The 21,633-nt window shown below is 42.8% G+C and carries 14 protein-coding genes and 1 pseudogene; 6 read left to right on the forward strand and 9 right to left on the reverse strand.

Annotation, left to right across the window (positions count from 1 at the left end; all coding sequences use genetic code 11):
• Positions 1–191: 191 nt before the first annotated feature.
• Complete coding sequence (locus JCM15907_RS04195; RefSeq protein ID WP_159099909.1) at positions 192–5,885, reverse strand: alpha-2-macroglobulin family protein; 5,694 nt, start codon at positions 5,883–5,885, stop codon at positions 192–194.
• Between the two features lie 353 nt (positions 5,886–6,238).
• On the opposite strand from JCM15907_RS04195, the gene JCM15907_RS13605 reads away from it, so the two are divergent.
• From JCM15907_RS13605 to JCM15907_RS04210, 6 genes are all read left to right on the forward strand, one after another.
• A complete protein-coding gene (locus JCM15907_RS13605) occupies positions 6,239–6,667 on the forward strand; it encodes a glycoside hydrolase family 3 N-terminal domain-containing protein (protein WP_051522373.1) in 429 nt (142 codons plus the stop codon).
• Positions 6,664–8,211 (forward strand): glycoside hydrolase family 3 protein, encoded by a 1,548-nt coding sequence (locus JCM15907_RS13610; RefSeq protein WP_051522374.1) that lies wholly within the window; start codon positions 6,664–6,666, stop codon positions 8,209–8,211. The genes JCM15907_RS13605 and JCM15907_RS13610 overlap by 4 nt, the downstream gene beginning before the upstream one ends.
• Before the next feature lie 11 nt (positions 8,212–8,222).
• Positions 8,223–9,257, forward strand: coding sequence for a serine hydrolase domain-containing protein (locus JCM15907_RS13615; RefSeq protein ID WP_304621619.1), 1,035 nt, complete (start codon positions 8,223–8,225; stop codon positions 9,255–9,257).
• Positions 9,258–9,268: 11 nt separating this feature from the next.
• Positions 9,269–10,063 carry an aminotransferase class I/II-fold pyridoxal phosphate-dependent enzyme gene (locus JCM15907_RS13620; RefSeq protein ID WP_277906915.1) on the forward strand — a complete coding sequence of 265 codons (795 nt, stop codon included), beginning with the start codon at positions 9,269–9,271 and terminating at the stop codon, positions 10,061–10,063.
• The gene (locus JCM15907_RS13625) at positions 10,027–10,302 is read left to right on the forward strand and encodes an aminotransferase class I/II-fold pyridoxal phosphate-dependent enzyme (protein WP_277906916.1); all 276 of its coding nucleotides are present in this window, start codon (positions 10,027–10,029) and stop codon (positions 10,300–10,302) included. Before JCM15907_RS13620 ends, JCM15907_RS13625 begins: the two co-directional genes overlap by 37 nt.
• Positions 10,303–10,494: 192 nt before the next feature.
• Positions 10,495–11,211 carry a ComF family protein gene (locus tag JCM15907_RS04210; protein WP_025842837.1) on the forward strand — a complete coding sequence of 239 codons (717 nt, stop codon included), beginning with the start codon at positions 10,495–10,497 and terminating at the stop codon, positions 11,209–11,211.
• 413 nt (positions 11,212–11,624) lie between these two features.
• Here the strand turns inward: JCM15907_RS04210 and JCM15907_RS04225 are convergent, their stop codons facing one another.
• From JCM15907_RS04225 to JCM15907_RS04260, 8 genes and pseudogenes are all read right to left on the reverse strand, one after another.
• Positions 11,625–12,122, reverse strand: coding sequence for an OmpH/Skp family outer membrane protein (locus JCM15907_RS04225; RefSeq protein WP_025842838.1), 498 nt, complete (start codon positions 12,120–12,122; stop codon positions 11,625–11,627).
• A 38-nt stretch (positions 12,123–12,160) separates the two neighbouring features.
• Positions 12,161–12,675 (reverse strand): annotated as a pseudogene (locus JCM15907_RS10675) (OmpH/Skp family outer membrane protein).
• Between the two features lie 81 nt (positions 12,676–12,756).
• A complete protein-coding gene (locus JCM15907_RS04235) occupies positions 12,757–15,471 on the reverse strand; it encodes a BamA/OMP85 family outer membrane protein (protein ID WP_025842839.1) in 2,715 nt (904 codons plus the stop codon).
• 11 nt (positions 15,472–15,482) lie between these two features.
• Positions 15,483–16,256 carry a polyprenyl diphosphate synthase gene (uppS, locus tag JCM15907_RS04240; protein WP_025842840.1) on the reverse strand — a complete coding sequence of 258 codons (774 nt, stop codon included), beginning with the start codon at positions 16,254–16,256 and terminating at the stop codon, positions 15,483–15,485.
• A complete protein-coding gene (locus JCM15907_RS04245) occupies positions 16,246–16,947 on the reverse strand; it encodes a DUF6089 family protein (protein WP_025842841.1) in 702 nt (233 codons plus the stop codon). The genes uppS and JCM15907_RS04245 overlap by 11 nt, the downstream gene beginning before the upstream one ends.
• Positions 16,948–16,982: 35 nt before the next feature.
• Positions 16,983–18,365: a DUF6242 domain-containing protein gene (locus JCM15907_RS04250; RefSeq protein ID WP_036885492.1), complete on the reverse strand. Its 1,383-nt coding sequence runs from the start codon at positions 18,363–18,365 to the stop codon at positions 16,983–16,985.
• Between the two features lie 62 nt (positions 18,366–18,427).
• The gene (locus JCM15907_RS04255) at positions 18,428–19,720 is read right to left on the reverse strand and encodes a carboxyvinyltransferase (protein ID WP_025842843.1); all 1,293 of its coding nucleotides are present in this window, start codon (positions 19,718–19,720) and stop codon (positions 18,428–18,430) included.
• Positions 19,721–19,747: 27 nt separating this feature from the next.
• On the reverse strand, positions 19,748–21,610 hold the full coding sequence (locus JCM15907_RS04260) for an ABC transporter ATP-binding protein (RefSeq protein WP_025842844.1): 1,863 nt from the start codon (positions 21,608–21,610) through the stop codon (positions 19,748–19,750).
• Positions 21,611–21,633 lie beyond the last annotated feature (23 nt).

Raw genomic sequence — 21,633 nt, forward strand, 5'->3', positions numbered from 1 at the left:
CTCTCTCTTTCTTTGGGAGATAATTCTAATCGGTATACGAATTTGTACATAAAGATGCTTCAAGACAATGAGTTTTTGAAGCATCTTTTTTTATGTTCTAAGTTGGTTTCTTTAGAGATTACCCTCCATTTCTATTTTCTGAAAACCTTTTTATCTCTCTTTTGCTACTTTTTGAGATTATTGCAGAGGCATTATTTGTCGGTCGACTGTATCGTAATGCGAGGAGTTCCTCCTGTGTGGGCACTATATTCAGGTGCATAGGCACTTTGTAGAGTAGCAATTCCTGCCGTGTAAGATCCCGAGCGGACTACGACTTGCTCGTACTGCAAAAAGTGTTCTCCTCTCGATATGTGCTGGAGGTAGAAACGTGTTTCGGAGTCTCTAATCTCACGGTAGTAGTCGATAGATTTATTCCATTTATAACCGCTGGTCTGTTCGACAGGTTCACAACCTCCGATACGTGTGTCGATGAGAGCAATGAAATCAAAATCTCTATCGCACTTGATATGTAGTTGGGTAATAATCCTATCGCCTACAGAGAGAGGAGTTTCTGCTGTTATGGGGATGAGCTTTTCTTCTCCCGCCTCTTGGTGACGAACGAAAAGAAGACGATTTACCGAGAGAGAGGGTAAATCATGGGGAGCGACCTCTTCAAAATCTTGATAGAAGGAGGCATGTACACCACCCCAAAGTTGCTTGTCTCTTGCGCTCTGTTCTACCTTCACTGGGAGGGAGAGGTCTAAAGATTCTAAAGGTCGAGTTATTTGTACCTCTTCTCCCTTTTGCAAGAGAGTACCTCCAGTTCTTAGTGGGAGTGTGATAGAAATGGTATCAAGGGAGTAATTTGCCTTATCTTTTTCTTCGTTTGAAAAGAGGCTTTCAATAGCCCATATCGAAGCAAGAGGGGAGTCCCAAAGAGTAGTACGCTTTTGATTTACTATCCAGTGTTTCATAGCATTGATAGTGCTTTCCCGACCTCCTATGAGGTTAAAGAGCTCCATTGTGATAAGTTGCATACGCATAGAAGGGCTATACCAATGATACCTATTGTTTAGTCCTGCAAAAAAAGCTCCTTTCTCGTTGTTTGGGCTTAGATGACTTTCTAAAGAGCGAGCCATTTTTTCTGCCTCTCTGTGTGCTCCTGCATGGTAAAGAGCCATAGCAGAGGATGGCAATAAGCTAAGGGGGATGCGCTGAGCCTCCTTTTTCAATAGTGTAAGGGCATAGGAATAGAAGTCTTTTTCTTTCGAATCTTCTATTTCCTTGGTTGCTCTAAAACGATGATGTAAGTAGAGGTATTCTATAGCTGGGTAGAGCATAGCCTTGTTAGAATCTGCTTTTTTTATTTCAGTATCATATCTTTTTAGCAAATCTTGCACATACCCTTTCCAAGCCTTGGATAGCATCTTTTGTACAACTTCTCTCTCTTGTGTATTGGTTAGGTTAGGAGTTATGCGTCCTAACATTTCGATGATAATCGGTGTCAGATAGGGTGATTCGCTCATTCCCTTGTACCAGATCCAGTGACCGCTATCTTGTTGCATCTTCTGGAGGTCGGAGAGAAGAGTTAATAATGTTTGGGAGGGAGTCTCTGTCCATCGGAGTAGTGCACGAGTATGTTCTTCTTCTGCTTGAGCAAAAGACTTCCAAGGCGTTTCTTCCAGTGGCTGTTGTTGAGGTAAATTGGTAGTAGATAGGCGACCTGCTTCTTTTCCATATCGAAGTTGCATTTCTTTCCATTTCATCCAATTTTTAATAGCTGGCTTTTGAAGTAGTCTTTTGAGTGTTGATTGGCTATAAATAGAGGCTAACAAATCAACTGAATTGACAGACGATTGCATCGAAAGATATGGGAGTGCAAGTAGAGTCAATAATTCGGCGTTACTTACTACATTAACAGTTAGGAAAGCCCCTTGGGGTTCTGTATTTTTAGGGAACAACTCTTTTAGCGAATAAAGATGAGTGCGCTCTCCTTTATTGACGATAGGGAACGCCTGTTGTATATTTTTACCTGCGGGGAGTTGAGAAAGAAGGTGTTGTTCACCATCGGAGAAAGCTCCTGCTTGGGCAACAATGCGTATCCCTACTATTGGATAATTAGAGGTAGGGTAGTAGGCAAATTTGAATGCCTCTTGTCTGTTGGCATTTAGTATAAGGCTCTGTTCGGTGCAATATAAAACCGAGTCGGTAGAGGGTTCGAAAACTTCAAAAACGACACGTGTCTCTAATGACTCTTCAGTAAGATTGCGGATAACGCCTTGTATATGTGTTTCGTCTCCGATGCGAACGAATCTGGGCATCATAGGCTCTACGCTGAACTTCTTGTATGCCTCAATATAGCGGTCGTGGTTGGTGTAGTTTAGGTATGGGTCGTAACTAAAAATACATAAACGCCAGCGAGTGATACTTTGGGGCAAAGTAGCGCACCAAGTAAGTTTACCTTCTGTATCGGTTTGTAGATTGGGGTAGAAAAAGGCGGTTTCTGCAAAGTTGTGTCGTATAGCATTGACACTTTTCTTAGCTTGATTTTCGTCGAAAGTATCGCTGTCGATGCTCTCCACAGCGTTTTCGATCTCTGCCCAAGAGGTATCTTTTCTTCCTTTTTGTCTTAATGCAGATTTGCTTCTGCCAGTTCTTGTACTTTCTAATGCAATAGGCATAGGTTGGGGATAGAGATTGCCCGTATAGAGTAGGGAGCGCACCGTAGCCGTGGAGAAATAGAGGGGTTGCACGAGGGTATATTCAGGTAATGTGTAAGGAGCTATGTAGTCAAGGGCACTATCATACATCCAAACCATACTCTGAGCGTGGGCAAAAGGCTTTTGGTTAGGATACGATAGTTGTACGCTCCATTGCTCTTGACTGCCTGCTATAACCCTATCTCTGAAGCTGTGCCACGTTAGTGTCGGATTTTGAGCTTTTTCTTCTCTTTGGAATGAAATCCTTTTTTCTAATAGCACTCCATCTTTTACGGTGTAGAGTAGCACGTTTATCTTTTGCACCTCATATTCTGGGGCGAGAGGCTTAGAAGGGAGGGAGATGTGTAGTCGTTGTAGGGTGTTACGCCCCATCAAGGGAAGTTGCTTTAGCTCCTCTGTACCTCCTTCGTGGGAGACGAGGTAAAAAATGGGTTGCTTATCGCTTTGCGAAGCGATGTATAGTTCGGGTAATTTTTGATCCGTGAACGAAAGTCGAGGTGCAAAAGCCCAAAGGTCTTTTCCGAGAGTTAGTTTTTTATCTCGAAGGGAGAAGATAACAATCTCCTCTGGAGTACTTTCTATTACTTTTCCCGAGGGTAATGTGTAGGAGAATGAGAGGTAATACTTTCCCGAGGGTAACGAGAGCCAAGAATCGGGTAGGGCATGCTTTTCATAACACGATAGCTCCCCTCTGTAGGCAATAACTCCTTGATCTGGAGAGTCTTTTCTTAGTTGATATTGTACAACTCCCTTTAGAGTTTCTCCTTCGTGATTGGATACTTTAAGTTGGAGTGTTTCTCGCTCTGCCTTTCCTTGCTCTTTAACCCAAGTCGTGCTACCGATATACTCTAAATAAACCTCTTGGTCGCCTATGGTTAAGAACTTCTGTTCTGTTTGACTTTCGCCCGAGGGGGCTATTACTGTAACTTCACAAATGTAAGTATGGTATTGAAAGGGTTTTTCGAGCTTGCTTTCTTCTTCGCTCTCTGTAGAATAAAGGCTTAAATCTTCGAGGGGAAGGGAGATAGCGAAAGAACCATCTGAGGCTTCGATGGCAAACTTACCCTCGTTAAGTAGCTCTCTTTCGGAATGGTTGTAGTCGATGTACCTTGCCCCCCAAAGAAACTTTTGTCCCAATAGTTTATAGCGTACTTCTGCCCCCTTCAGAGGTTGTCCTGATAGAGTCTGACTGGTGCCTTTTAGCATTACAGTATCTCCTACCGAGTAGCTACCTTCCAAAGGGAGTAGAGTAACTTCAAAAGAGGGGCGTTTGTACTCCTCTACTTGTAGGTAATAATTCTCTAAGAATTTGCCTTGGAGTGTGTTTATTGAAAGTCGGTAAGTCCCTCTTTGACCTATGGAGGGTAGAGTCAGAGAGCCTTGTGCCATTCCTATACTATCGGTAGATAGCTTTTGGCGAATAAGCTCTTCTCCAGAAGGTGTTAATAGGATAAGTTGAAGCTCTTGATGGGGGAGTACTTGAGCCTCCTTTCGTTGATACCCTACTTGGTAGGCTATTATGACGAATTGAACCTTTTGTCCTGGTCGATATAACCCTCTATCGGTTATAATCTCTGCTTTTTGTACACGTTTGCCGAACTCTAAGCGAGGTTGCCCACCATACAAGTAGGTATTGATTTTGAGTAGAGGTTGGGGCATGCCACTCTCTTTTTGAATAGCTTTAATCTCTTGGCTTAGGGGCAGACATCCCAGTTTATCGGGGCTAACTTTTTTTAATAGCGTATAGGGGGCTTTTTCTTTGTACTCCTCTTTGTGCCACAGTTTGTAGGGCGATGTTATAGGGTTACCGCTCCAGCCCTCTAAGAGTTGTAGCATCTTTTGGTTAGAGGCAAGTTCTATTTCTACGGGTAGGTAGTCCACTACTTGTAGGTCAAAGGTTTGCACTGCTTCGGAGTCTTTTAGTTCATTGGTCGAGAGTCTTATCCGATAGTCTCCCACGGGGAGATTTTTCAGAGATATAGTGTCTAAAGATAGAGTATAGGGCTCTTGTTTAGAAGGTTTTACGAGTAGGGTAGTATACTGTTTTTCGAAAGTTTGTAACTCTTTTTCATTTTCATTGTAGTGGCATTGCAGTAGAGTTAAAGTGTACTCTTTAATCTGATAGCTTTGGATATACAAATGAATTTCTCTGCCTACAAGCAGAGTTGAGTTGGATAGGTCTGCTTGGCTGTAGGGTTGCTTTAAGGTGATGGCCAGTTGTTGCAACTGCTTGCTGGGGTTAGATGCGTGATAGGCATTGTACTCTTCGATGAGCGCGATAGCTCGCGCGGGTTGCCCTTCTGAAGCGAAGTACTCCACGGTTTTTACGACCAAAGGGTATGCCCATTTTTCTTTGTAGATAGTAAAAATAGACTCAGCTAATTGCTTCTCTGCTTTATGAATGGGGGCAGTACCTACATGGTACTGAATGGAGCTATTGAGCCATTCAATCAATCTTTTTTCTTGTGGGTAGTGAGAAGTTAAGAGGTCAATTTCTTGTTGTATAAATCGTGCCCACTCTAAACGCTCTTTTCGCTTTAGGTTGCGAGCAATACCACTCCAATTTACTTTGTCTAAAGCGAGATACCAGTAGGGGGTACCCTGCTGAAGCAACTCTTGGAGCGATTGGCTCGAGGTGCTATACCTTTGAAGAAGAGCCTTTTGTCCCTGTTGTTCTTTTACTTTTGTGAGTAGGAGGAATAGGTTTTTTATCTTTTGACTTACGAAAGCCTTGTAGTCTGAAGAACTCCAATACTGAGGTTGAAAGGGATGAACTTCTACCGTGAAAATCTCTTGAGGCGATAGGTAGAGTTGAGAGTAGTGATGTAGTTGAAAAAGAAGCCAAATTATCTGTGCAGATGGTTCAAAAGAGGAGATCGCTTGGTTAGTGCGATGCATATCTTCGTAGAAAAGAGTCAGAGGGTCGCCCCAATCTTTCTGTTTGAGAGCCTCCTTTTTCCCCTCCAAAAGTTGGCAGATAAAGTCCACGTTTTGGAGGTTGATAGCGAGGGGAAGGGTGGCATCAACTATAGCAATTACTTCGCTTGGGAGACGCTCTTCTTGTGCTTTTTGTAATTCTTGCATCTTCTGCTCCAACACTTGTGAATGTTGAGCCAATAAGGGTATAGAGCTAAGTACCATTACAAGCAGTGTGAGGGGATAAATTATCGAACGGAAAGATTTCATAGGCATCTGATGGATAGGCAAATGTTTCTATTCTAATAGAGATTACTTATCTGATGTTCGAAAGATACAAAAAGGATATGAGTAATAGCCGTCTGAGAGAGAGGAACGAGTTGGCTAAAACCTATCTTTCGTCTCCTCTTGGTAGATTTCTTCAAAGGATTTGAAAGACGGTTTCAAAAGGGTTAATGGTTACACTCGAAAGGACTAATCCTTTTGAGAGTTTGTACAGATGTTTAGGGTTACAAGGGTTAATGGTTACATCATCTCTCTATATCGTTTTTTGAGAACTCCGATAAAGCCCTTTTTACCTCCTGTTTGAGGTCTCGATAAATGGGAGTACCTTTGTAGGTAAGATGAAAAAGTATCGGTTGCTATCGTTTCTCTTGTGGGTCTCCCTATGGAGTTCCATTACTTGTTCCCTTTGGGGGCAGGGTTATCCTCGTATAATAGAACCCTCTCGCAGGGCGCAGGCGGAGAGAGAGGTGGAAGAGCTCCTGTCTCGGATGACGCTTGAAGAGCAGGTAGGGCAACTCATTATCCCCGTGATTTACCCCTCCTCTTCCGAAACTGCCATTCAGAGGGCTAAGGCGGAACTTAAAGCCTCTTATGCAGGAGGTATTCTCTATCAAAAGGGAGAGGCTTACGACCAATGGGTAATGAATCGAGCCCTTCAAAGGGAGATGCGCATACCTCTGTTGATAACTGCTGATGCCGAGTGGGGATTGGCAATGCGCCTCTCTAATACAATACGTTATCCTCGTAATATGGCACTTGCAACGTGACAGAAGAAAGCTTACTGTATGCTTTTGGAGTTAGTATGGCACAGCAATGCAAGGTGATAGGAGTTCACGCTAATTTTGCGCCTGTATTGGATATAAACAACAACCCTCGCAATCCCGTTATTGGCACACGTAGTTTTGGCGAAGATAAAACGACTGTAATTCGTTATGGGTTGGCATATTCGGAGGGTTTGGAGCATGGAGGTGTGCTCTCTGTAGCTAAGCACTTCCCAGGGCATGGTAATACTTCGGTCGACTCGCACCATGCTCTCCCCACGATCATCGGCAAGAAGAAAGACTTAGAAGAACTCGAATTGGCTCCCTTTACCTCCTACTTTAATCGTGGATTCGGAGGGGTTATGGTAGGGCATCTCAATGTGCCTTCGATGGACAAATCGGGTACTCCAGCTTCAATGAGCAAAAAGATTACGACCACACTGCTGCAGGAAAAAATGGGATTTAAGGGACTTATTTTTACCGATGGTATGCAGATGAAAGGAATGCAACAGAAGGGGATGCATCCTATTAGTGTACGTGCTTTCCTTGCGGGCAATGATTTCCTCTTGGGACCTATCAATGCTGCAACCACCCACAAAGAATTGCTCCAAGCAGTGCAGACTGGGGTAATAGATAAAAAGGAAGTTGAAAATCGGTGTCGTAAAATACTTCTCTACAAATGGTATTTGATGGGAGGCTCTCTGAAACCTCTTGATGTGCCTACTTGGACGCAAGAGGAGTTTTATACCCAGCTCAATACTCCAGAGGCTCGCACCTTGGCGAACGAACTTTGGTGGCAGTCCATCAAAATAGTACGTGGCGAAAATGTTCTCCTTCCCTTGAGTAGGAAAAGTAAACGCTCCTACGGTGTGGTAGATATTTATGCTTCTGCACAAGCTCCTAAAGAGTTTGGAAAAACGTTACGAAAGATAGGAGTGCCTATAACTAAACAGCTACAGCTATCTGCTAAGGCTACTCTTCCAGACCAAAATAAGAATTTAGACGAGTTGGCAAAATGCGATGTAGTTTTTGTAAATTGTTTTGTAGGTAAAGGCTCTCCTCATAGTGCTTTTATAGCCCAAATAGCGGAGCGTACACAGGTGGTTTTTACCCTCTTTACTTCGCCTTATGCCCTGTCTCATTGGCAGTCTACTCTCTCTCAAATCCAAGGTGTAGCTTGTGCTTATGAGGCTAATGAAGAGGCACAGAGAGCCGTCGTGGGGCGTTACTTCAATATAGATCCTAACGATGTAGAGATAGTACAAACTCCTCCCAAGGAAGTGAGAAAGGGGGCTACGACATCCCCAGTATCTCAAGGCGATAGTCGAGTAGTCTCTACTACGGAAATCTCTACTCGAAATTTTGCCTCTTTGGAGCGCATCGTACAGCAATCCATAAGAGAGCGAGTATTTCCTGGGTGCCAAATCGTAGTGCTCCACAAAGGGAAGAGCGTGTATAACAATGCTTTTGGTACTACGGAGGGTACGCTCTCTTCTACTTCGGTAGGTAAGAATACGATTTACGATGTGGCGTCAATTACTAAAGCCTGACCACTACTCCCATAGTGATGCAGTTGGTTGCACAGGGAGTATTGAAGCTCTCGGATCGAGTGGATAAATATATCCCCGAAGTGAAGAATACACCTGTTGCTCGTATTACTCTTAAAGAGCTTTTGCTTCATCAATCTGGGCTTATTCCTACCATTAACTTTTATGTTGATTTACTTAACCCCTCTTCCTACGAAGGCTTTCCTCTATTCTCTTATCGAAGTAAATCGGGTTGGAAGCAGATAGCTCGCAATACGTGGGTAAATCCTGCTATACAGTACGATGAAAGTAAGGTGGCAGAGGAGAAAAGCCGAGAGTTCTCCATTCCTTTCGGTAATCATCTTTATTTGCGTAACTCGTTTAAGGAAGAGATGTTGGAAAAGATTGCTATGACTCCCCTCAAATCGAGAAATACATACCGATATAGTGATGTCGGTTTTATTCTCGTTGGAGTAATGGCGGAGCGTGCCACAGGTAAATCATTAGAGCAGTTAGCACAAGAGCTGCTATACGAACCTATGGAACTACACTCTTTGGGTTATTTACCATTGAAAAGGTTTTCAGAGTTAGAGATAGCTCCTACCCAAGAACAATGCTTTCTAAGAGGTAAAGTGTGGGGTACTGTAGATGATGAGACAGCTGCTTGCCGAGGTGGAGTAGCAGGCAATGCAGGTCTTTTTGCCACAGCTACAGAATTGGCGGAGGTAGCTCAAATGATTTTGGACAATGGCTCTTATCACCAACAGCAGATAATACCTTCTTCTGTGGTGCGTCAGTTTCGCTCTACAAGAGGTGTAGGAGGCAGGCGTTCGCTTGGCTTCGAGATAGGACGTCCAGGAGTGAATATACCTGAGGTTGCCTCTCTGCAAACCTTTGGGCATAGTGGTTTTACGGGATGTGTTGTCTGGATAGATCCTTCCAATGAGTTGGTCTTTGTATTCCTTTCTAACCGTACTTATCCAACTCGACTCAACAATAAATTAATTTCTCAAAAAACGCGCCTCACACTGCTCGAAAGCACCTATGAGGCTCTGGGCATAATTAGTTAAATCACATTATTATGATACATGTAAATAGCGAAGAGCACTGCGTAGAAAACAATCGCTCCTTACTAAACTTTAGCTCTACCGTATGGTATGGAGGCGACAATCAGTTGCTTACAGAGCACTTAATCCAACTGCTTCCTGAAAGCATTCAGCACTATCCCGAACCCGATGGTGCTACTTTGCGTAAGATGATTGCTCGTCGTCACGAGCTTTCGGAGCAGAACATTGTTATAACCAACGGACCGACTTCGGCTTTTTACCTTATAGCTCAAGCCTTTGCTGGCAAAAAGGTGTTGATACCTGTGCCAAGTTTTAGCGATTATGAAGATGCTATGCGTCGCTACAATTTCGATATACGCTTGGTGTCTAACTTGACTCCAATAGAGGAGTGGCCTTTGGACGAAGTTGATTTTTGTTTCCTTTGTACGCCCAACAATCCTGATGGGCGTATTATGTCTCACTCGGAGTTGATTCGCTTAGTGAGCAAGCATCCTAACGTAAACTTTATCATAGACCAAGCATATGCCAACTATACCACTACCAATCTCTTAAAGCCTGGGGCTTCTAAGCAGTACTCCAATATTATTACTGTGTGGAGTTTTAGTCATACCTATAGTATCCCCGGTTTGAGAATAGGCTATATTGTGGCGAATAAGAGTATCACCGAAGAGCTTTCAAAGTATATTATCCCTTGGTCTGTCAATACGTTGGCTATCGAGGCTGCGAAGTATATTCTTATTCATCCTGCTCAATTTACGCTCCCTATTAGAAAGTGCAGAGGGCTACACAAGAGCTTATCTCTAAGCTGAGGGTCTTTGATGATTTGGAAGTTATCCCCAGCGAGACAACTTTTTTCTTAGTACGCTTAAAGACGGGCACAGCAGCTCAGTTGAGAGACTATTTGCTTACAAACCATAATATATTGGTGCGAGATGCCAGTAACTTCCATGGTTTGAACGAATCCTACATCCGCATAACAGCCCGAGACGAAGAGACTAATAACATACTGGTCAAAGCCATTGAGCAGTGGATTGCCGAGAGCAAATAAATCTTCTTGCACTACCTGTTTTTGAGTGAGTTTATTGCTTCGCCTCTTAAAAAGGAGAGAGAAAGGCAGACTATTCAAAGTCTTTGTGTCGGAGAGAGCGTTGTTTGTACTCCAAAGAGTTGGTTTTTGAAAATAAACCTCAGTTGACTAATATATAGGAGACCGTATTTCGGTCTCTTGTTGTTTTTGATTATGGCTATAAAAGTCTACCGATATAAGTCCCACACTTCGTCTGGAGAACTCCTGCGAGCTATTGTTGATTTTGTCTATCCACGCTACTGCGCAGGGTGTGCTAAGCGACTTTCTCTTAACGAGTATGGAGTTTGTCCCTCTTGTTTCCTTACTTTTCCTCGTTTTGTTGAGTTGACGGATAAGGCTTGGGAGCGTTTGCAGGGTACGACTTATCCTATACAAGGATTTTTGGGTGGCTATCGCTTTGAGAAACTCAATAGAGTGCAAGCTATGATACACAATGTAAAGTATCATAGACATGCCGAGGCGGCAGTTGCAGTAGGTAGAAGTTTAGCGTTAGAATTGGGTATTTGTAAGGAAGATTTTGACCTTATCATTCCTGTACCTATTACTCGTCAAAGGGAAGCAAAAAGAGGGTATAATCAAAGTTCTCTTTTTGCTCAAGGTATAAGTATGGCTACGCAAATTCCTGTTGCAGAGCATGGACTAAAACGTAGTAAGGATAGTGAAAGTCAAACAACTCGCTCTCGTAAAGAGCGTCTACAAGCGATGAAAAATACTTTTCAGCTGGGAGTAGACAGTATAGAGAAGGGGAGTCGTATATTGCTCTTGGACGATGTCTTAACTACAGGGGCTACTTTAGTTGCCGCAGCAGATGCCTTAACAGAAGCCTATCCACAGAAAATAGTCCTTATGGCTGTTGCCGTGGATGTTTGAAAAATGATAGAACTACTGAAAAGTTTTGGAGAGATAGAAACACAAAAGAGAGAGAGGAGGTAGTAGCACTTCTTCTTGGTACCATCGCATGGGCTTCGAAGCTCTTAAAAGAACTTTTTGCAAGACTTTGCAGAATACTGTAATCGCAACGATTACCGAGAATAGTGGGGCTGTGGGTACTTGCTCTGCCCAGATGAATAACTGTACTTTAGGCTTTAGAAAGCATTGATACATTGAAAGAAAGGGGAATACTCAAAAGTAGAGGAGCGTCTGAATGTTCATAAAAATGTCGCAAGAGCGCTACTATGCAATAGCCTTATCTTACACACTGCTTACTTGGAGTGTAAGCAAAAAAGAGGTCGCCTACCGAATCGGTAGACGACCCTTTTTGTATAAAAAATACTTTGCTAAAATTACTTGATGCCTAAGCGAGTTTTTACTTTGGCTGTAATATCCATAGCATCTTTACCCACGTAGAGCAACATAGCAGACTCCACTACATAGGTACAACCTACTTCGTCGCCTACTTTCTTGATTGCTTCCATAACTTTTTGTTGGATAGGAGCAATAAGCGTTTCTTGTTGCTTTTGGATGTCCTGTTGCATTACTTGGACAGACTGTTGAATGCGGTTTTGCATATCAGAGAGTTCTTGTTGTCTGCTCTTACGGATAGCTTCAGAGAGCTTTTCTTGTTCTTTAGCAAAGGCTTCCAATTTCTTATTGTACTCTGTTTGCATAGTTTGTACCTCTTCGGTGTACTTAGCATCCAGCTCTTGCAAACGTTTCTGAGCAGCGGCACTTTCGGGAAGAGCCATCATAATCTCCTGAGAATTCACATGAGCAATCTTGTGCTGCGCCAATAGCACCATTGGCAAAAGAGCCACAATAAGGCTGATAATAAGTTTCTTCATTTTGTCAATCAATATTTAATCTAATGTTCTTGTTCGTTTTACTTTTTTGAGTATCCCATTTTTTTAAGCACTTGGTCGCTAATGTCAATACCAGGGTTGGCATAGATGATACCGAAGTGCCTCGGTCTAAAACGAGTTGGAAGCTATTTGCTTTTGAAATCTCCTTAATGGCTTCCCAAATCTCGTCTTGGATGGGTTTCATCATCTCGGTGCGTTTTTTGTAGAGTTCGCCTTCGGGACCAAAATACTTGGTCTGCAAGGCTGCGGCTTCTTGCTCCTTTTTTACGATTTGCTCTTCAGACTCTTTCTTTTGTTTGGCAGAAAGAAAAACTAAATCACTCTGATATTTTTTGTAGAGTGTTTCTGCCTCTGTCTGTAGTTTCTGTACCTCTTGTTGCCACTTCTTAGAGATTGTTTCTAACTGCTCATTCATCATTTCATAGTTAGGAATGTTTTTCAAAATGTATTCCATATCTACGAGAGCATATTTTTGAGCAAAGGAAATCATTCCACAAGAGAGGAAAATGATAAGTGAAATAAGGATTCGTTTCATTGTTAGTTTACTATTAAAGGGTAAAACTTCTGTGTTCTTTTAGTAAGACGAGCTAAACCTCTTAGGGTTGCATACTGGTTGTTAAAATTCTTGTCCCAATATAAAGTGTACGTTACTTCCTCCACGAGTATTTGAGCCGTCAGGTCTGTCAAATCCATATCCCCAATCAAGCCCCAAGAGTCCAATCATCGGTAAAGTAATACGCACCCCGACACCTGCTGAACGTTTCAAGTTAAACGGATTTATATCAGCGATATTGCTCCAAGCATTTCCTGCTTCGAGGAAGGCAAGAGCCCATACGTTAGTTTGTCCTTGAAAGAGGATGGGTACTCGAAGTTCGGTAGCTAAGCGAACGAAAGCAGTAGCATAATCGTAGTTACTTCCTGCAATACTACCATTGCGGTAGCCTCGTAGACCGATAGATTCGTTCATATAGCCTCCTACATAGCTACTCATACCATCTCCTCCCATGTAGTAAGTGCCAAAAGGAGAACGTTTATAAGGATTGTAAGAACCTAAGATACCGATGTCGAAGCGGTTCATCAAAACGGGAGTGTATTGCACTATCTGCGGATTTGCCAAAGGAGTGAATACCTTACCCGAAAATCTCCATTTGTGATACTCTACAAAACGATAACGATCGGCAGAAGGTAGACGAGGGTTAGAGTAGTCTATTTTATCAAAAAGGGAGTAGGGGGGAGTGGCCGAAACGGAGAGGGAAAACTCTGATCCTCTTCTCGTGTAAATTGGATTATCAATAGATGAGCGAGAGAAGGTTACTTGGAGGTTGAGGTCATTGGCAGAGCCATCATGAAAGCCTTCAAAGGTATCGTATACCCAGTCTCTTAATAAGTAGTAATTGTAGTTGAGCGATGTGGTAAAGCGGAACCAGTTGTCGGGCCAATTCAAACGTTTTCCGTAGGTAATCGACCCACCTAAAATTTGTAGCGACTGGTTGGGATTGTAGGCTTTCTCTAATAGAGTGCCTTCGCCATATCCTCCTCCATAGCCTCCATATCCGCCGTAACCGTATCCTCCATAGCCATATCCTCCATAATTGCCATAACCATAGGGATTGTAACCTATAGCTCCTATCTGATTGTTGTAGAATTTAGTGTCCAAGGCTGTTTGGCGAGAGTAGAACAAACGAGTGCTAAAGAAGTTCGGGCGCTTACCTCCAAACCAAGGGTCCATAAATTGGATGCTATACTGCTGATAGTAGCGACCGTTTGTGGTGGCACTTACAGCCAAGGTTTGTCCATCTCCTTGCGGTATAAATCCCTTATACATACTGGGATGGAAGAGGTTATAGATAGAGAAGTTGGTAAACTGAATACCAACACTTGCTATAAGTCCTGCTTGACTCCAACCGAAACTAAGCTCAAACTTATCGCTTCGTTTTGCTTCCAGATTATACTCAATATCCACTGTCCCATCTTGTGGGTTAGGAACAGGTTTAGGGATAGATTTTTCAGGGTCAAACTGATTCAATTGATTTAAGGACATCCAAGAAGTCATCAAATCTTCCTTGCTGAAGAGTTTGCCTGGTTTAGTAAAAAGCTCTCGGCGAATAACGTTGTCATAGACTAAATCATTACCTTTTATGAGCACCTTATTGATGGTAGCTTGAGGACCTTCTACTACACGGAGATCAAGCATTACAGAGTCTGCTGTAACATTGGTCTCTATGGGGTCGATGTGTGCAAAGATGTATCCATTGTTGTAGTAAAGGTTGGAAACAGCATCTTCGTCAGAGAGAAGGCGACTTTCCAACTTCTTTTGGTTGTAAAGTTCTCCTGCTTTGACACCCAATACTGCCATTAAGTAATCGGAAGAGTATTTTGTATTGCCGACAAATCGGAGGTCTTTTATGTAGTATTTCTTGCCCTCATCTATTTGGATGCGTATCTTTACTCGCTTGTCATTGCCCGAAACAGGAGTTACTTCTTCCGAAACGATTTCAGCATCTCTGTAACCCGCTTCGTGGTAACGAGCTACGAGTTTTTCCAAATCGGCTTTGTATTCGGTTTCGATATACTTTTTGGGGCTAAATATCTCTACAATGCTCGACCAAAATCTACCTTTTGATAGGTTGAACACTTCATTGGTCTGTTTCATAGCTGCTCTAAGAGCATTGTCCGATAGTGCCTTATTGCCTACGAACTCGATATTGTCGACCTTTATTTTGTTTTTCTTGTCAATATTGACGGTAACTAATACATAACCTTGTCGGGACAAATCGGTTTGCTGCTGTACCTCAACAGCCATATTGCTATACCCTTGTTCTTCAAAGTACTTTTTTATGATTTGTTTAGTGCGGTCTACGATGTTAGGGGTTAATTGCATTTCGGCACGAAGCCCTGTGCGTTGCTCCAATTCCTTGCGTTCAGATTGTTTTACCCCTACGTAGTTAATAGAAGATATTTTAGGGCGTTGCTTAAGACGAATTTCTACCCAAATGTCGCTTCCTTGCTCTTTGGCGATTACTACCTGGGCATTGTCGAAATATCCATTGCGCATAAAACGACGCACCGCATCGCTGAAAGCAATACCGGGAATCTCTACTACATCTCCTACATTAAGTCCAGAGAGACTGATAAGTACAGAGGAAGCATAGCCTTCGCCTCCAAGAATCTTGATGTCGGCAATGCGACGACTCACAGGGCGTAAGTAGTCAACTTGAAAAGGGGCAGAAGGTTTTTGCAGGGTGCTATCTTGCTGGGCTTTTACCGCAGGAGAAGCTATTGCTATAACCCCAGATAAAAAGAGTATTTTGAAAAGACTATTTTTCTTCATAAAGTATATCTTTAGAGGCAATCTAACTCCTCTTTTAGGTCATTGTTATCTTTGGCATCAATCCTTCCAAATCGTCTGTGACGTAAGGCATAACTATCTAATGCCTCTTGTAAATCGCAAGCATCGAAGTCTGGCCATAGTGTTTCCGTAAAAAAAAGCTCAGTGTAAGCCAACTGGTAAAGTAGAAAATTGCTTATTCTCAGCTCTCCTCCCGTCCGTATCAATAGGTCTGGATCGGGGATATCTTTTGTCGAGAGATAGGGTTCTATGGCGTTGGCATTGCTTAGCAAGGTAGATGTTTTCACTTTGCCACTCTCGATCTCTTGCACTGCACTATGTAGTGCGTGGTTAATCTCCCAGCGAGCAGAGTAACTGAGTCCTACTATTAGGGTCAAAATATCATTGTTTGCTGTTTTGCTTACCGCATCCAATAGCTTACGACGAGTACTCTCGGGCAGACGCATAATATCTCCGATGGGAAAGATGCGCACCCCTTGAGCTGACAATTCTTCTGCATAAGTATCTAAACTTTCTGCCATCAAAATCATCAAAGCCTCTACTTCTTCGCTGGGTCTCTGCCAGTTTTCAGAGCTAAAAGCATAAACAGAAAGATATTTTACACCCTGCTTGATAGCTTCGGCTACTGTCCTATGAAGTGCCTCCACACCAGCAAAGTGTCCTTTGGAACGGCTCATGCCTTGCCGTACAGCCCAACGACCATTACCATCCATTATAATAGCAACGTGACGAGGTCCTAACTGTGTATCTACTTGCTTACTTGTCATTATTGCATCGGGTAGCTTGTTTCTGAAACTCGTAAGAAATACCTAGCATCAATCGCACCATACCATCTCCCCCTTTCAATAGAGACGAATTGACGTGGTAAGGGTTGCGGAGAATTTTTGAGGAGGTAGAAGAAGTATCTAATCTATCGGAGAAAAAGTGCGTTCCTTCGACATAGGCAAAAAAGTTCAGCCGATTTCTTAGTTTATACTTTATACCTAAAGCTAAATTTACTCCAGGGTGAAGTAAGGCTTGGGAGTGCTGTACACTAAATCCTAACGTAGCTCCAGCCGCAATGTAGGGGGTAAGGCGACGAGTTTGTAGAAAAGGGAACTTGTCACTATACGGATAGAAGTTATACTCCGAACGTAACACGATACCCACTCCATGGAGTGTGAATGAGGCCTGACTTCCGTTGGGAAAATGGTTACCTCTAAATCTTTTGGAGTTCCCATTTAGTTGGAAATAGTTCATGTATCCTGAAAAAGCAAGTCTCAAATTATGATTGTAACGGAAAATACCTTCTAAACTTGCTCCCATAGCTTTGAACGGATTGCTGGGGTTGGCATCTCCCAAATAGGCAGTTGCTCCACCCGAAACTCCGACTTCATAACGATACTCTTGCGCTTTCATTTGTATGGAATAGCACAAGACTCCGATAAGTAGAATAGAACTATACCGAAAGAGCGTCATTCGTAGCTTTGTAATAGGTTCCGTTTTGATTTATCCTATTCGGTGTAAATACGAGGTGTTCCTTTCCAAATATCTACAGGAATGCTCCCATCTTGTAGCATGCCGCCTAAAAGATAGAGAGTGTGAGGAGTGGCAAAATAGCCTATTAAATGTTTAGATCGAATTCCAAATGGAGTAGGAGGAAGCATTAAAGTTCCATTGCCCTCAGTCCAAGCTACCCCTTTGTCGTCAGAGAAGAAAACTTTCATTTGTGGGTTAGCCTCTGTAAAATGGGCGGGAAAGAGGCAATACATCCGTCCTATTGTTTCATCGTATAGAAGAACAGGCTCATGAACACTTACTCCCAAATTACTCCCTTCTGGAGAGGGAAGGCGTAGCCAGTCTTTTCCAGAGGTGGAGGTCCATGTTTGAGCTTTTTGAGAGGTGCCGTTTTTGAGGTGAGAACCCACAAGTACAAGCATTGGGTGCTGTGCTACTTTCATAGATATGGATGTGAAATTTTCTATGGGGAAGTCCTCTGGAACAAGTTCTCCTGATACAACGGACGAACCTTCCAATGTCCCAAAATGGAGTTTGTTGGTTGAGCCATTGCGAAGTATAAGGGCAATGGTTGACTTCTTCTCTCCTGGTTCTACGAAGGAGCCTAAAATAGACACAACACTTGATCCGATGTTCGCAGAAGCCCACTCCGTAAAGTCTGTCGATGACAGATAGAAATCGTCGTTTTCAGTGAGTAAACAAGCTACTCCAAAAGGAGTTATAGTTACATCCTTTACGCTTCCCTCAAGTCCTGTTGTATTGATAAGTGTCCATTGACTGGGATTGCTCTTAGAACTCGCATATACAACTGTTTTGTTCGCCGTGTTGCCCACGAAGAGTAAGAGTTTATCTTGATGCTCTTTCAAAAGGAGCTTTTTCACGTTTGTAAGGTTAGGAATTTGTGCTCCACTAACAACTTGCCAATTGAATGTTTGAGGGTCGTACGAGTAGGTTCTAATATCTAACTTGTACTCTTTATTCATATTCTTGGCAGAATTGGAGAGTTGAATGCTAACTCCCTGCTTCCAATTCACAAAAGAAAGAGAGTCATTGCTACCAGAGGTCTCTTGTTTCCCTCCGATGATGAATTTTACCTGTGCATCGCTATGGCGAGCTAACACTACTTTTACTGAGTCTAATGCCAAGTCCTTAGGCAGGAGATGTGCATTGTAAATAATTCCTTCACGGTGATCTATTGAGAAGAACGTGTTTTTTAGATTAGGATTGTCTTTGTCTTCAATACGTAAGGAGGTTATCTGTACCGATTCTAAATCAGGATTCTTTATTTCCTTGGGAGATATACATCCTCCTAAAAGAAGCGTTCCTAAGAAAAGACTGCAAAAAGCAATCTTGGTTACTATTTTATAGTGTAAACTCATACTGCTTACCATCTTAATTATCTACAAAGATAAGATTTATCACTGATTAGAAAATTATAGCCCTAAATTTCTATTCCAACCCGTGTTGCATCTTCCCAGAAGAGAGGGTAACTCTTGCTTACAACGCTGGCATCGTCGAAATGGAGGTTATAGCCTTTTAGCAAAGCTATAGACCAAGCCATGGGTAAACGATGGTCTTGTAAAGTACATACAGAGATATTCTCCTCGGAGGAGTTTTTTTTACCTCTCCACATTATAGAACTTGAAGTCTCTTCTACTATGAAGCCCAATGATTGGGCAACATCGGAGAGTGCGGAGAGGCGATCCGATTCTTTCAAACGTACCCCTCCTATTTGATTGAAAAAGAAAGATTGTCCTTGCATAAGGACTGTTACAAATAGGGCGGGGAACAGATCAGGATAGTCTTTGAGGATAGGTTGGTAGAGTAGAGGGGTGGAGGCGGAGACTCTTTTTAGTAGTATCCCTCCGTTTTCTATATAGTGTGTTTGTACTCCTAAAGGAAGCATTAGATCAGCCACTTTCTTATCACCTTGAGTATCGAATTTAGTTAGATGTGGAATAAATAGCCTCGTTTCAAGGGGAAGTATGGCTGTCCATCCATAGATATAAGAGGCTGCACTCCAGTCCCCTTCTATTTTTTCTCCCATATTCATTAAAGCCTCTCGGTTATAGGGTTTGTTTTGGATAAGAACCCCTTCTTTATTCAGAGTGAATAGTGCTCCAGCTCGATGCATCATACTTAGAGTCATTGCAATATAGGGCTTGCTGGGAGCATCTGCCGAGAGAGGAACAAATAGAGGAGAGGAGAGATAGGGAGCTATTAAGAGAAGTGCGGTAATGAATTGACTGCTTAGACTCCCTATTTCAGGTGCTATATCTCCTCCTCGTAAGGGGTGCAACGAAGGGCTTACTACCAACGAGGTGGAGGATACTTTTTCATTGCCCCAACTACCAGATACGTTCGCACCCAACTCAGAGAGAGCTTCTATCAGTGGCTGTAGGGGGCGTTGTCGCAAACGCTGTGTAGCAGAAAAAGATACCCTCCCTTGAGTCGTGAGAGAAGCAACCGCTAAAACAAAGCGAAGCACTGTACCTGCAGCACCCACATCAATGATACTTGTTTCGGAACTATTGGCTTTTTGTAGGTTCGTTTGAGGAATGCTTTCAAGTGCTGATAGCATTAGATTTATATCATCGGGTATTTGAGCTTTTTGCCACCGAGCATAAAACTTCTTTTTGACAAATGGTAATACTCCTGCCAAATAAGCCATAACAAAGAGACGGTTGGTAAAGCTCTTGGAAGGAGGTAGATGCTGTATAACGATGGGAGACATATCTCTATGCAAGCAAAAAGGCTTGGTTTATAGAGTTTGACTTGACTGCATTTTATAGAGACGAGAATAGGCTCCACCTAAAGACAAAAGTTCTTGGTGAGAGCCTTGCTCTATGATGCGCCCTTTGTCTAAAACGCAGATAATATCGGCATTGACTATGGTGGTCAATCGGTGGGCTATAACGATAGTGGTGCGGTCTTTCAAAAGATTTTCAATAGCTTCTTGTACCAAGCGTTCAGAATGATTATCCAAAGATGAGGTTGCTTCGTCCAATATTAAAATAGCAGGGTTTTTTAGAACAGCACGGGCAATACTCAAGCGCTGTCTCTCACCACCGCTTAATCGACAACCTCTATCGCCAATGTTGGTGTGGTATCCCTCTGTTAAATTTTGGATGTATTCGTGAGCATTGGCTATTTTGGCAGCATTGAGTACTTCCTCTTGGGTGGCTGTTTCTGGAGAGAAAGCTATGTTGTTGTAGACTGTGTCGTTAAAGAGTATGGGCTCCTGATTGACGTTGCCAATGAGGGAGCGTAGGGCATCTAAATCTACCTCTCGGATGTCTGTTCCGTCTATTGTGATGCGACCTTCGGTAACATCCCAAAACCGGGGGATAAGGTCTACCAACGTGCTTTTTCCCGCTCCTGAAGCTCCTACGAGCGCTACTGTTTGTCCTTTTTTGATGGTTAGATTGAGGTCTTTCAGAATCCATTTTTCGGGAGAGTATCTAAAGGATACGTTTTCGAGTCGAATCTCTCGGTCGAAGTGGAGCGGTTTAGGTTGCTCTGGGCTTTTTATCGGATTTTCAATATCCAAAATCCGTTCGATACGCTCCATGGAGGCCATACCCTTTTGGATAGCGTAGGAGGCACGACTAAGCTCTTTGGCAGGGTTGATAATGCTGTAAAAAACAATTAGATAGTATATGAAAGTTGGGGCAGAAATCATACTTGTACCCTCTAAGATGAGACTACCTCCATACCACAAAATAATGGCTATTGTAATTGTTCCCAATAATTCACTAACGGGGTGTGCCAGTTGTTGGCGCTCGTAGACTTTTGTAACAACCTCTTTGTACTCCTCGTTGGTTTTGTGAAAGCGTGTTTTTATTTTACTCTCTGCACGGAAGGCTTTAATGATGCGTAGACCTCCAAGCGTTTCTTCTACTTGAGACATCAAGGTCCCCCACATATTCTGTCCCACCAGACTCTGGCGTCTTAGCTTTCTTCCTATTACTCCCATAATATAGCCAGCTGGAGGGAGTACAACGAAAACAAAGAGGGTAAGTTGCCAACTTAGGGTAAAAAGTGCTATGAGATAGATGAGCAGAAGGATAGGATTTTTAATCATCATATCCAATGTCTCTACAATAGTCCACTCCACGTCTCCGACATCTCCTGAGATGCGAGCCAATATGTCGCCTTTATGCTCTTCAGCCATAAAGGCAATGGGTAATGTGGTTATCTTGTCGTTGAGCTTGTTTCTCAAATCTCGCACCACGCCTGTACGCACGGGGATAAGACTCCAAAGTCCGAAGTAAGTAACCGTTACTTTTAGTAGAGTCATCCCTATTAAATAGAGACATAGTACTATGAGTGTCGTACTGGCTCCGTAAGAGGCGATAAGAGTCTCTATGTAGTAGCTGAAATTATTGGTTAGGGCGTTACCCCATTCGGAGAGTGTTTTTATACCCTCGTAGGGTATGCTGTCTAAGGGAATGTATTGATGACCGCCTTCGCTTAATCCAAAAAGAATTTTCAAGATGGGCATAATAAGCGAGAAGGCCAATAGGTTGAGCAGTGCTGCGAGGATATTAAGTACTACGCTTAGCCATAGATAGGCTTTGTAGGGCCAAACGTAATGTTTTACGATGCGGAAGTAACGCTTCATTTCAGTGTGTCAATAATTTTTGT

Source organism: Porphyromonas gingivicanis JCM 15907 (assembly GCF_000614585.1).
In the GTDB taxonomy this organism is placed as follows: Bacteria; Bacteroidota; Bacteroidia; order Bacteroidales; family Porphyromonadaceae; genus Porphyromonas; species Porphyromonas gingivicanis.